Raw genomic sequence first — 12,077 nt, forward strand, 5'->3', positions numbered from 1 at the left:
CCGCGCTCAGCGCAGTTCGGGCTCGCCCGTGAGCTTGATTTTTGGCGCCGGCATCACGTGGGTGCCGGTCCACAGCCCCGCCCAGCCCGGCGGCCAGCCGATGTCGGGGCCGCTGTAGCCTTTCAGGCCCGCGCGCACCGGCACGATCGGCACCGCCGGCGCCTCGACCAGCCCGCCGCCCACGGGACGCTCCATATTGAGGCTGTACATATAGCCCGGCAGCAACAGCTCGCAGGCGCGCGCAAACCAGGCGGTATGGTCTTCGTCGCGACCCAGCGCCTGCGCCAGCCCTTGCGGATCGAACTTCGCCAGTGCGTGGATCAGCTCGTCCGTGGTGGCGCCCGGCACGTCGCCCCAGCCCATCACGGGATTGTTGTTGTACTCGGCGCCCGAGCCATACCAGCCTTCGCGCCAGGTGCGCTGCATCCAGTTGCGCGGCCCCGTGAACAGGTGCCAGCGCCAGTGCAGGCCGGAGGGCTTGGGCCAGGAATACAGGTACAGCTTCTGGTAGCCGGCCTCGTGCAATGCGCGCACCACGGCCATCAGGCGCGCATGCGGCATGCGGTCTGGCGGCGCGCGGCGGAACAGGATCGGCTCGCCGTCGGCGTGCTGGACTTCGTCGCTCGACAGGTTCAGGTCGAGGGCGCGCGCCTCGTCGTTGAAACGCGCCGAGATCCAGCCGGTCAGCAGGTTGACGTGGGTGATCACGCCATAGCCGCGATGGCGGTGGAAGATGACGGTGCCGGGTGCAACTACTTTCATGGCGGGCGAGAATAAAGAGAAGAAAAACGATGAGTGTACTCATCCGATCCAGACGATTCTAGCGCAGTCACGGTCGGATACACTATGGTTTGCGGCTATCATGACGCACCTTTTTTCTGCGAGTAGATAAACCAACATGACTTTGCGACTCATCGCCACCGGTGGCACTTTCGACAAGCATTACAATGAACTGAATGGCGTGCTCGGCTTTGCTGAAAGCCATCTGCCAGAGGTGATCAAGCGCAGCCGCATGACGGTGCCCGTCGCGCTCGACGTGCTGCCGCTGCTCGATTCGCTCGAGATGGGCGATGCCGATCGCGAGCGCGTGCTGGCCAGTTGCCGCGCCGCCAGCGAGAAGGCGATCGTGATCGTGCACGGCACCGACACCATGCGCGAGACCGCCGCCGTCCTCGGCGCCGCCAGGCTGGACCAGACCATCGTGCTGACCGGCGCCATGATCCCGTATTCCATCGCCAATTCGGACGCGCTGTTCAACCTCGGCTTTGCCTGCGGCGTGGCGCAGACCCTGCCGGCCGGCGTGTACGTCGCCATGAACGGCCAGGTATTCCCATGGGGTAACGTGACCAAGAACCGCAGCGAAGGCGTGTTCCAGCAGTTGTAGCTGTCAGCCGGAGTTCCGTCGACTTTTACCGGAATTAAAGCGGGGTCAGCCGCGCGCTGCCTTCTCGTTCGCTTTCCTATACTGCATTGCTCCATCAGCGATTCAGAGGAGAAGGCAAATGAACGACCAGCGTCCCACGCTGACCACGCGCCAGGGTCATCCCGTCCACGACAACCAGTCCCTGCGTTCGGTCGGCGAACGTGGCCCGGCCACGCTCGAGAACTACCAGTTCATCGAAAAGATCACCCACTTCGACCGCGAGCGCATCCCCGAACGCGTCGTGCATGCGCGCGGCACCGGCGCCCACGGCTTTTTCGAAGCTTATGGCAAGATCGGCGACGAGCCCGCCTCCAGATACACCACTGCGCGCGTGCTCAACGAGACCGGCGTGCAGACCCCGGTGTTCGTGCGCTTCTCGACCGTGATCGGCGCCAAGGAATCGCCCGAAACCGCACGCGACCCGCGCGGCTTCGCGGTCAAGCTGAAAACCGTCGACGGCAACTGGGATCTGGTGGGCAATAACCTCAAGGTGTTCTTCATCCGCGATGCGATCAAGTTCCCGGACATGATCCACGCCTTCAAGCCCGACCCCGTCACCAACCAGCAAGAGCCGTGGCGCTTCTATGACTTCATCTGCAGCCATCCGGAAGCGCTGCACATGATTACCTGGGTCAAGAGTCCATGGGGCATCCCAGCCAACTACCGCGAGATGGAAGGTTCGGGCGTCAACACCTACAAGCTGGTCAACGACCAGGGCGTCGCCCACCTGGTGAAATTCCACTGGCAGCCCAAGCAGGGCGTGCGCAACCTGACGGCCAGCCAGGCGGCCGAGATCCAGGGCCGCGACACCAGCCACGCCACGCGCGACCTGTACGACGCGATCGAGCGCGGCGACTACCCGGAATGGGAATTCTGCGTCCAGATCATGGTCGACGGCGCGCATCCCGAGCTCGACTTCGACCCGCTGGACGACACCAAGCGCTGGCCGGAAGACCAGTTCCCGCTGCTGCCGGTGGGCCGCATGGTGCTGAACAAGAACCCGGACAATGTGTTTGCAGAAACCGAGCAGTCGGCCTTCGGCACCGGCGTGCTGGTCGACGGCATCGACTTCTCGGACGACAAGATGCTGCAGGGGCGTACCCTGTCGTATTCGGACACCCAGCGCTACCGCGTAGGGCCCAACTACCTGCAGCTGCCGATCAATGCGCCGCAAGAGAAGGCGAAGGCGCGCACCAACCAGCGCGACGGCCAGATGACGTTCTATGTGGACGGCGTCGACGGTTCGGACGAGGACAAGCACATCAATTACGAACCGAGCCTGATGGGCGGCTACAAGGAAGCCGACCGCCCGGCTCGCGAATACCACCAGTGGGTGGAAGGCCACCTGGGCCGCTACCAGACCACGACCACGCGCGACGACTACCGGCAGGCCGGCACGCGCTACCGCACGTTCGAGGACTGGGAGCGTGACGACCTGGTAAGCAACGTCGGGGGCGACCTGAAACAATGCCCGGAACCGATCCAGCTGCGCATGGTGTGGCATCTGTGGCACTGCGACGAGGATTATGGCCGCCGCGTGGCCGAAGTCGCCGGGATCGACCTGGAGAAGGCGAAGGCGCTGCCGCCATTGCCGAACCGTCCGGCCCCGCATGAGGATCGCCAGGGGTCGACCTATACCAGCGGGGAGCTGGAGAGTGGCGCCGCCGCGGGTGGGAAGACGGAACCTGCCACGAGCGAAGAAGTCGCAAAGTAGGGTTGGCGGCTTCGCCGCCGACGCGTTCAACCGCGTTTGCATGCCACACGGCCGTGCATATGCCGGTTGAACGCGTCGGCGGGAAACCCGCCAACCCTACGTGAACGGGGTTTGATCCGCCGTCGATCAGGCCTTCGCTTCGCCGCCCAGCGCCTCGACCACGTCGGCCAGCAGCTTGGCCAGCTCGCCCGTCATCAGCACGATGTCGTTGTCGAAACGCTCGTCGTCGCTATGGGTCGGGCTTTCGCCTTCCTTGATCACGTCCAGCGGCTTGATGCCCTTGATCGCCAGCGACTCGGTCAGCACGAAGCTGATGCGGTCGTTCCAGGTCATGGCCAGGCGGGTGCACTGCTTGCCGGCGGCGATGTGGCGGCGGATGTCGTCCGGCTCCAGCGTGTGCTTCACGTAGCGCACCGCGGCGCGGCTTTCGCCGGTCGCGCGCAGCTCGGTGTCCTGGTCGATCGTGAAGCCATACGGCGCTTCATCGGCTTCGAGCCAGCCGGTCATCACGGCGACCGGCGACTTCTGCACGCGCAGCGATTCCAGCGGCATCTTGTCGACGGCCTTGAGCAGCAGCTTCACGATGTCGTCGGCCTTCGCCGGGCTTGCCGCATCGACCACCAGCCAGCCGTTGACCGGGTCGATCCAGGTCCAGACGTTGCTGCGCAGCGTAAAGGCGCGCGGCAGCAGTTCGTCGGCCACGCGCTCCTTCAGTTCCTTCATTGCCTTTTTGCCGGGCGGGAAGCCCTGCTGCTCTTCGAGCTCGGCCGCCTTGGCCTTGGCCACCTGGTTGATGACCGAGGCCGGCAGCAGCTTCTTTTCGGTGCCCAGCATGATCAGCATCTGCTTGTTGACCACGTGGACCAGGCCGCCGTTCGGGCGCGGCTTGTCCCAGCCCTGGCGCAGCAATTCATTGCTGGTGGCAGGCACGAAGCTCTGCGGCTCGAGGGCTTTTTCCAGTTGTTCGGGGGTATAGGCCCATGGGGCCGGCAGACGGTAAATCTGTAGATTCTTGAACCACATAGGTTATCCGATTGTGTCAGTATTTCGAAGGATCGATATTCTACGCTGCTATACGGCAACGTCGCATAAAAAGCTCAGGACCCGATCGACTCGTCCTGAACGTCGTCGAACAGCCGCAGCTGCTCGACGGTCTCGGACTCGCCCAGGCGCACGCCCACGCCCAGCAGGCGCACCGGGCGGCTGGCGCGAGCCCAGCCGGTTTCCATCAGGCGCGCATAGGTCGGAATATGTGGCGCATAGCCCACGCACTCGACCGTCGTCTGCTGGAAATCCGAGAATTTGATTTTCACGAACAGCTTGTTGATGAATTTTTCGGCATGCGCGCGCTTGATGCGGCCCAGCAGGTGCTCGTACAAATCGGGCAGCAAGGCCAGGCAGCCGGCCAGGTCGGGCACGTCCGGGGTATAGGTTTCTTCGGTGCTGATCGACTTGCGCTCGCGCGAGACGTTCACTTCGTGGTGATCGATGCCGCGGCTCAGGTCGTATAAACGCGCGCCGAAGCTGCCGAAGTGTTCTTGCAGCTGGTCGATGTTCCACCCACGCAGGTCGGCGCAGGTCTGCAGCCCGAGCCGGTGCATCTTTTCCGCCGTCACCTTGCCCACGCCATGCAGCTTCTTGACCGGCAGCGCCGCAACGAACGCGTCGACTTCGTCGGGCCGCACCAGGAACAGCCCGTCCGGCTTGTTCCAGTCGCTGGCGATCTTGGCCACGAACTTGTTCGGCGCCACCCCGGCCGAGGCGGTGATGCCGACGGTCTCGAAGATGCGGCGCCGGATCTCTTGCGCGATCAGCGTCGCGCTACCCTTGCAGTGCGGCGAATCGGTGACGTCCAGGTAGGCTTCGTCGAGCGACAGCGGCTCGACGATCTCGGTGTAGTCCTGGTAGATGGCCATGATCTGGGTCGAGGCGATGCGGTACTTTTCCATCGCCGGCGGGATCACCAGCAACTCCGGACACAGCTTGATGGCGGTGGCGGTGGCCATCGCCGAATGGATGCCGTAGCGGCGCGCCTCGTAGTTGCAGGTGGCGACCACCCCGCGCTGGTCGGGCCGGCCGCCGACCGCCAGCGGACGGCCGCGCAGCAGCGGATCGTCGCGCATCTCGACCGACGCATAAAAACAATCGCAATCGCAGTGGATGATTTTTCGAAGCGGGGCGTTCACTTTAGGGAAGCGCTGATTTATTCATGGCGGCGGTCTTGGCACGGAAAAAGCGCCCTGCTGCGTTGTAAATCCTCGCCATACCACGCGGTATGGCTGCGGTTTATGCGCGGCCGGCGAGGCCTTGCCGGGCGCCTTTTCCGTCGCCAATCCCATCCGCCAGAATAAATCAGCGCTTCCCTAGGGCCGCGCCCCGGGAACGGGAATTGGGGCCGGCTACTGTAATTGCATACAGTATTATCCGAAAAGCTGTTTCGTGCAAGCCGCCTTGCCCCAGAAATCCTCGTGGCGCCACCGCAGCTGCTCCAGGTCGGGCGCGAAATCGAGGGCGCGTTCGGCGCGCGCCATCGCCAGGCAGGCGTGGCGGCGCGCCACGGCGCGCGTCTGCTCGTGGCCACAGCAACCGAGTTCGCCCAGCACCCGCTGGATGCGCATCGCGACCTCGACGGCCCCGGCGCCATCGCGGGCCATGGCGGGAAACACGTCGTCGAACAGATCGTCGACCGACAGGGCCGGCACCTCCACCAGGTCGTACTCCGGCGCCTCGGCGTCGACCGGGCGCGCCCATTCGCTCAGGATGCGGTACACCGAACCGAGCACCCCGATCGCGGTCCCGGGATCGTTGATGCCCGGAGACAGGGCGCGGCTGCCGATTTCCGCGAGCGCGACCAGGCCGAAACGGGGGTCGTCGTCGAAGTGGCGCAGCGGGCCGATGGTGAAGGCGTCGCGCAACAGGCCCGGCTCGACCGCTTCGCTGCAGGCGCCGTCCGGCAGCACGTAGCCCAGCGGCCGGGACGGCACCACCATCGATCCCGGCACGACCGCCAGCGTGATGCGCAGCTTGCGCGCCGCCGCGATCCGCTGCAGGGCCTCCATGTCGACCCGCTGCAGGTAGCCGCTGGTGTCGCTGTGGAAGGCCAGGCCGATGGCCGGGCCGAAAGCGGCCATGCCGCCCAGGCAGGGACGCCGGCTGCGCCGGGCCATGGCGCGCGACGTGGCTTGTTCGACCTTGGCGATGACCGCGCCCAGGCGGCCGAGACGCGCGATGCTGTCGACCCAGCGCACGAACACCACGATCACGAGCGCCAGCGCGGACAGCGTGAGCATGAACAAGGTGAACCGCCCGGCCTTGCCGAAATAATCGTTGGTGGTGGCGCTCAGGCCCACGATCGCGAAGATGAAGGTGCCGACGAAGATCGACAGCGCGTTCTGCGAGACGTCGTCGGCGACGATCAGCGGAAAGGCGCGCGCGGTGGCCGACTGGCCGGTCGACGCGTAGGCCGCCACCATCGACGCGACCGCGAACGTGGCCACGCCCAGCATGCTGGCGGCAATCACCTTCAACAGTTCGACGACCGAGTCCTGTGCGATCTCCGGCACCTTCCAGTCGACCGGGACGCTGTCGGCCAGATGCGCCAGCGCCACGCCCGCGACGGACAGGACGCAGGCGACCAGCGGCTTGACCCACAGCCGCTCGCGCAGGCGATTGAGCAGGAACTGCAAACGGTTCGGAAGCTGCATGGATACGCTCAGGACGGCGCCGCGTGCGGCTGTTCCGGCCAAGCGCCGATGGAATTGCCCAGGATGTCGTACCGCATTGAGTTCCTTGCATATGGGATTGGTCGGAAAAGGGCGTCGGCGATGGCGCGCGCCCCCCGATTGCATGCAGACATTCTATGGGCATCAAAACATTTGCACAAATGTCAAACGCGCGCAGCGGTTCCCATCCGGACAGCCCTTCCCAGGAAGCCGGCGCGATGGGTATGCCGGCGTGGCGGCGGCGCGCCCGACGGGCACCGGAAAAAAAACGCGCGGTCGAGACCGCGCGTTCCCCTCATCCTGGCGCTGGCGCTTACCAGGTGAGCTTCAGGCTGTACTTGCCGTTGGTGGCGCCGGTGCCGCCGCTGTAGTAGGTCACGCGCACATAGCGGGTCGAGGCGCTGGTGCCGGTATTGCTGGAGTTGACGCTGTCCACCGCGCCCGCGCCGTTCTGGCTGGTGCCCAACTGCGTGCCCGATGCGTTGTACACGTACAGGTCGTAGTCGGCATTGGACAGGCCCGGGGTCAGCACCGCGCTCAGGGTGCGGCCGGCCGGCAGGTCGACGCGGAAGAAGTCCGTGTCGGTGGTCGAGCCGAGGTTGCCGTTCACCGTCGTGTTGCCGACCGTGACCAGGTTGGCGGTGGCGAGGGTGTTGTTCGTCTCCGCCTCGTTCACGGTGGTGGCTGGGGTGCCGCCGCTGGTGGCCGCGTCGACAGCCGCGTTGGCGTCCACGATGCCGGTGCCGCAACCCGAGCAGGTGGCCGGGAAGGCGCGCGCCGTCGATTTCAGTTTCGACTCGATCTCGTCCGGCGTCAGGTTGGTGTTCCGCGCCAGCATCAGCGCCGCCACGCCGGCCACGTGCGGCGTGGCCATCGAGGTGCCCTGGTAGGCCGCGTAGCTGTCCGAAGCCGGCGCGGTGGTGCCGGTGTTCAGCGTCGACAGCACCCCATTGGCGCCGTCGCCGCCTGGCGCGGCCACGTCGATCAGGGTGCCGTAGTTCGAGTACGAAGCGCGCCCGCCCGTGCGGCCGGTGGCCGCCACCGCGATCACGCCCGAGCAGTTGGCGGGGCTGGCGTTGCTGACGTTGACGGCGGAGTTGCCGGCGGCGACCACCACCACCGCGCCGCGCGAACGGGCGCCGTTGATGGCGTTCTGGGTGGTCGCGCCGCACGCGCCGCTGCCGCCCAGCGACAGGTTCAGCACGCGCGCCTTGTTGGCATTGGCCGGCACGCCCGACACGCTGCCGCCCGACGACCAGGTGATCGCGTCGGCGATGTCCGAGGTGTAGCCGCCGCACTTGCCGAGCACGCGCACCGGAACGATCTTGGCGTTGTAGGCCACGCCGGCGACACCCGTGCCGTTGTTGGTGCGCGCCGCCACGGTGCCGGCGACGTGGGTGCCATGCCAGCTCGAACCCTGGTCGCGGGTCGGCTGGCCGCTGCCGCATTCGCCGGCCACCACGGCGTCGCCCGGATCGCTGGCGTCGCTGTCGCGGCCATTGCCGTCGTTGCCGATGGCGGCGGTGCTGATGAAGTCATAGCCGGCCAGCAGCTGGCCCGAGAGGTCGGCGTGCGGCCGGTAACCGGTGTCGATCACCGCCACCACCACGCCGCTGCCGGTCGACTTGTCCCAGGCGCTCGGCAGGCGCAGGCCGCCGGCGGTTTCATAGTAGTGCCACTGGTCGGTGTAGCGCGGGTCGGTCGGCGTGGCCAGATGGGTCATGATGCGGTCCGGCTCGGCGTACTCGATGGCCGGGTCGCGCGCCATCATCTCGGCGGCCAGCGATTCGACTTCCTTCAGGTGGCGCCGGCGGTCCAGCTTGAACACCTGGGCGCCGGTCGAGATGGCATGGCTTTCCTTGACCACCATGCCGAACTGCTGGCCGGCGCGGTCGAGTTTCGCCTTGCGCTCGGGGCTCAGGCTGGCGACCCGGGCCACGACGCCATTGGCGGCAGGCTTCGCGTCGCGGTATTTCACGATGAGTCGGTCTGTCTCCACGACGAACTGCGGCGCGCTGCTGCCGTCCCCGCCGGCGGCGGCGAAGGCGGCTCCGGCTCCCAGCGCCAGCGCGACTGCTGCACACATCTTCAACACGGTCGGACGAATCGAATGCGTTTGCTTCATGGTTCTTCCTTGTTCAAGGTTTTCCGTCAAGCGATGGTTCGCTTGTGTCGTTGTAGGACCGGCAAGCCGGTGCCGTCTCGAAGCGGCGAACTCAGCTTAGCTTGAAGAAAAGAAACGGCAGGAATAATTTCTCATCGCTTTCGGCGTGCATACAACAGTTAACTCGGCACATCCAGCAAAAACATGATTTATTCGGTTAAACGTTAAATATACAAAATATTTACTGGTTCAACAACGATAGAAAACGCATATGCATTGCGAATAAGGTAATTATCAGATAAATATTCATGTAACACTTCTGGTCGTGATGCCATGCACCGCGGGCCAAAACGAAAAAAAGGCCGCGCAGTGCGCGGCCTTTCCCATTCAGGCGAGCTGACTGTTTACACGATCAGAAATTGCCCTTGAACTGCATACCCCATTGGCGCGGCTCGTTGGTAAAGCCCGTCAGGTTGTTGAAGTCGATGGCGCCGGTGATGCGGCGCTGGTCCAGGACGTTGCGGCCGAACGCGGCGACTTCGTACTTGCCGTTGCCGAAGATGTAGCCGACGCGCACGCCGCCTTCGGTCAGCGGAGCGCCGGTGAACTCGGTGGCCTCGTACAGGAAGAAGTTGATCTTGCTGCGGTACGACCAGTCGGTGAAGACGTACAGTTCGCCATCGCGGAACGGCACGCCGTAGCGGGCGGTCGCGTTGAAGGTCCAGCGCGGCGCCTGCGGCAGCGGGTTGCCGTCGATGACCACGCGGCCGACGGCGTTCAGCGGGTTGGTGATGGTGCACTGGGCGCACCTGTTCACCGACAGGCTGGCGTCGCGGATCTGCGTGTAGTTGTAGCTGGCGCCGGCGCTCACGCGCAGGGCGGTGCTGACGGCCGCTTCGAAGTCGAACTCGGCGCCCTTGCCCTTGGTCTTGTCGGCGTTGATCAGGCGGTTGACGTTCGAGTTGCCACCCACCACGGTCAGTTGCTGGTCTTCGATCGTGTAGTCATAGATCGAGAACGAGGTGCGGGCGCGGCGGTCGAACAGGTCGGCCTTCACGCCCAGCTCGAACGACTTGATGGTTTCCGAATCGGCCACGGTGATCGGCACTTCGGCCGAGGCGGCGGCGATGCTCGGCGCGCGGAAACCGGTCGCGGCGCGGCCATAGACGTTCACGTTCGGGGTCAGCTTGTAAGTGGCCGACAGGTCCCAGTTGATCTTGTCCTTGCTTTCTTCCACCGACGATGGGCCGATCTGGACGACGTTGGTCGCCTCGATGGTGCGGAATTCCTTCTCGTCCTTGGTGTAGCGCAGGCCGCCGCGGATGGTCCAGTCCGGGGTCAGGTCGTAGCTTGCCGATGCGAACGCGGCCCAGGCTTCGTTCTTCTGGTTCGAACGCAGGCGCGAGGTGCGCGCATAGGTGGTGCTGTTGAAGTTGTCGCTGCCGCCAGTCACGTCTTCATCGAAGAAGTACAGGCCGGCCTGCCAGTTGAGCGGACCGGTGTATTGCGACTCGAGGCGGAATTCCTGGGTGTACTGGTCCAGGTTCTCGATGTAGCCGTTGGTCTCGACCTGGAACGGAATGAAGCCCGGGCCGGCCGGGGTGCCGCCGTCGATGTCGCCGCGGCTCGAGTAGTCGACGATGTGCTCGTAGCCGGTGATCGAGTGCAGCCTGTAGTTGCCGAGATCCCACTGCAGGCGCAGGTTGATGCCGTTGGTCTTCAGGCTCTGGAAGTTCTGGGCGTTGGTGACGATCTTGTCGAGATCGGTGCCATCGGCGAAGGTATTGCTGCCCTTCTTGATCAGGTTGGCGCGGAACAGGCGTGCGCTGCCGTTGGTCTGGCGCTGATGAAAGCCCAGCAGGCCGCTGAAGCCATCCTTGCTGTACAAGAACTGGACGCGTTCGGCATGCTCGTTGTAGCCGTCGAGCTCACCGCGCTTCTGGGTCATGGCCACGTCGCTGAAGTTGTCGACGTAGTCGTCGCGGTGCTGGCCGACGGCCGACACGCGCATCGCCACATTGGTCGACAGCGGCACGTTGACGGCGCCCTCGGCGTTCATCGTGTAGTGCGAGGCGGCCGACAGGTTGTAGTAGCCCTCGACCTTCTTCAGGTTCGGCTTCTCGGATTCGAATTTCACGACGCCGGCCGGGGTGTTGCGGCCGAACAGGGTGCCCTGCGGGCCGCGCAGCACTTCGACGCTGGCCAGGTCGAAGATCGGGAAGCCCTTGAGGATCGGGTTTTCCTGCACGATGTCGTCATAGACGAGCGAGACCGGCTGCGAGGCGAAGGTGTTGAAGTCGGTATTGCCGTAGCCGCGGATGTAGAAGCGCGGGAAGGTGCGGCCGTTCGACGATTCGACGTTCAGGCTCGGCACCTTGCCGGCCAGCAGGCGGATGTCGTCGCCGCCGGAGACCAGCACGTCCAGCTTGTCGCCCTTCAGGGCGGTGACGGAAACCGGCACGTCACGGATGTTCTCGGTGCGGCGCTGGGCCGTCACGGTCACGGATTGCAGCTGGAGAGACTGGTTCGAATCGGTCGTCTGGGCGAACGCCGGTGCGATCGGCAACGCGGCGCAGGCGGACAGCGCCAGCATTGCGCCATGCGCACGGAGGACGCGCTTGTGCATCTTGGACATCTTGGTCATGGAGTGTTTCCCTGGTGATTAACAAAAGAACCGATGTCCCCGTTCCTCTTCTTATGGACGCCCCCCGCCGGGTGCGCGAGCGGATATCGACCCGCCCTCGGCCGCGCGTCTAAGGCGCACATCTTTGCGATGTTTGTAAGTTGCCGACTTGTCAAAGGCGGTATTGTCCGTGATGGGTATGTGTGGCGGCAAGTAAATATCGCGGGTGTCGCCTTGATTACAACACATACGGATCTGCCGATTTGGCTTGCGCCTTCCGGCCCATCCGCCATCGGTCGAAACAGGTTTCTGATATTTTTTCGAAAAACTCTTGCAGACCTTGAAAGCCACCCTCTATAATTCGGGCCTCTTCGGACGCAATGACAAGCGTCAGATGGAAAATCACCGAGATGGGCGCTTAGCTCAGTTGGTAGAGCGGATCCCTTACAAGGATTAGGTCGGGAGTTCGAGCCTCTCAGCGCCCACCAAGC

8 protein-coding genes and 1 tRNA gene are annotated in these 12,077 nt (G+C 64.6%); 3 read left to right on the top strand and 6 right to left on the bottom strand.

From position 1 onward, the window contains the following. Nucleotides 1-6 precede the first annotated feature (6 nt). Entirely contained in the window at nucleotides 7-762 is a 756-nt protein-coding gene (locus tag ABIB38_RS00460; protein WP_429200801.1) for an L-asparaginase, read from the bottom strand. Nucleotides 763-898: 136 nt separating this feature from the next. Between ABIB38_RS00460 and ABIB38_RS00465 the strand changes: the two genes are divergently transcribed. Further along, on the top strand, nucleotides 899-1,384 hold the full coding sequence (locus ABIB38_RS00465) for an asparaginase domain-containing protein (RefSeq protein ID WP_429200803.1): 486 nt from the start codon (nucleotides 899-901) through the stop codon (nucleotides 1,382-1,384). 118 nt (nucleotides 1,385-1,502) lie between these two features. After that, complete coding sequence (locus ABIB38_RS00470; protein WP_429200804.1) at nucleotides 1,503-3,137, top strand: catalase; 1,635 nt, start codon at nucleotides 1,503-1,505, stop codon at nucleotides 3,135-3,137. 126 nt (nucleotides 3,138-3,263) lie between these two features. Here ABIB38_RS00470 and ABIB38_RS00475 read toward each other — a convergent pair whose 3' ends face one another. The 5 genes from ABIB38_RS00475 to ABIB38_RS00495 form a co-directional block, all read right to left on the bottom strand. Further along, nucleotides 3,264-4,160 (bottom strand): recombination-associated protein RdgC, encoded by an 897-nt coding sequence (locus ABIB38_RS00475; RefSeq protein WP_429200806.1) that lies wholly within the window; start codon nucleotides 4,158-4,160, stop codon nucleotides 3,264-3,266. Between the two features lie 74 nt (nucleotides 4,161-4,234). Next, nucleotides 4,235-5,302, bottom strand: a complete 1,068-nt coding sequence (dinB, locus tag ABIB38_RS00480; protein ID WP_429201775.1) for a DNA polymerase IV — start codon at nucleotides 5,300-5,302, stop codon at nucleotides 4,235-4,237. Nucleotides 5,303-5,557: 255 nt separating this feature from the next. Next, on the bottom strand, nucleotides 5,558-6,841 hold the full coding sequence (locus tag ABIB38_RS00485; RefSeq protein ID WP_429200808.1) for a DUF2254 domain-containing protein: 1,284 nt from the start codon (nucleotides 6,839-6,841) through the stop codon (nucleotides 5,558-5,560). 331 nt (nucleotides 6,842-7,172) lie between these two features. Then, on the bottom strand, nucleotides 7,173-8,984 hold the full coding sequence (locus ABIB38_RS00490; RefSeq protein ID WP_429200809.1) for a S8 family peptidase: 1,812 nt from the start codon (nucleotides 8,982-8,984) through the stop codon (nucleotides 7,173-7,175). 391 nt (nucleotides 8,985-9,375) lie between these two features. Beyond that, nucleotides 9,376-11,607 carry a TonB-dependent receptor gene (locus ABIB38_RS00495; RefSeq protein ID WP_429200811.1) on the bottom strand — a complete coding sequence of 744 codons (2,232 nt, stop codon included), beginning with the start codon at nucleotides 11,605-11,607 and terminating at the stop codon, nucleotides 9,376-9,378. A 391-nt stretch (nucleotides 11,608-11,998) separates the two neighbouring features. Between ABIB38_RS00495 and ABIB38_RS00500 the strand changes: the two genes are divergently transcribed. Continuing rightward, nucleotides 11,999-12,074, top strand: a tRNA-Val gene (locus ABIB38_RS00500). The last annotated feature ends 3 nt before the right edge of the window (nucleotides 12,075-12,077 follow it).

The organism is Massilia sp. UYP11, from assembly GCF_050434805.1.
In the GTDB taxonomy this organism is placed as follows: Bacteria; Pseudomonadota; Gammaproteobacteria; order Burkholderiales; family Burkholderiaceae_D; genus Telluria.

Bases quoted from the DNA above. Each gene is read 5' to 3' on its own strand.
- ABIB38_RS00475 (WP_429200806.1), bottom strand. From the start codon at position 4,160: ATGTGGTTCAAGAATCTACAGATTTACCGTCTGCCGGCCCCATGGGCC.
- ABIB38_RS00490 (WP_429200809.1), bottom strand. From the start codon at position 8,984: ATGAAGCAAACGCATTCGATTCGTCCGACCGTGTTGAAGATGTGTGCA.
- ABIB38_RS00495 (WP_429200811.1), bottom strand. From the start codon at position 11,607: ATGACCAAGATGTCCAAGATGCACAAGCGCGTCCTCCGTGCGCATGGC.
- ABIB38_RS00465 (WP_429200803.1), top strand. From the start codon at position 899: ATGACTTTGCGACTCATCGCCACCGGTGGCACTTTCGACAAGCATTAC.
- ABIB38_RS00485 (WP_429200808.1), bottom strand. From the start codon at position 6,841: ATGCAGCTTCCGAACCGTTTGCAGTTCCTGCTCAATCGCCTGCGCGAG.
- ABIB38_RS00460 (WP_429200801.1), bottom strand. From the start codon at position 762: ATGAAAGTAGTTGCACCCGGCACCGTCATCTTCCACCGCCATCGCGGC.
- ABIB38_RS00470 (WP_429200804.1), top strand. From the start codon at position 1,503: ATGAACGACCAGCGTCCCACGCTGACCACGCGCCAGGGTCATCCCGTC.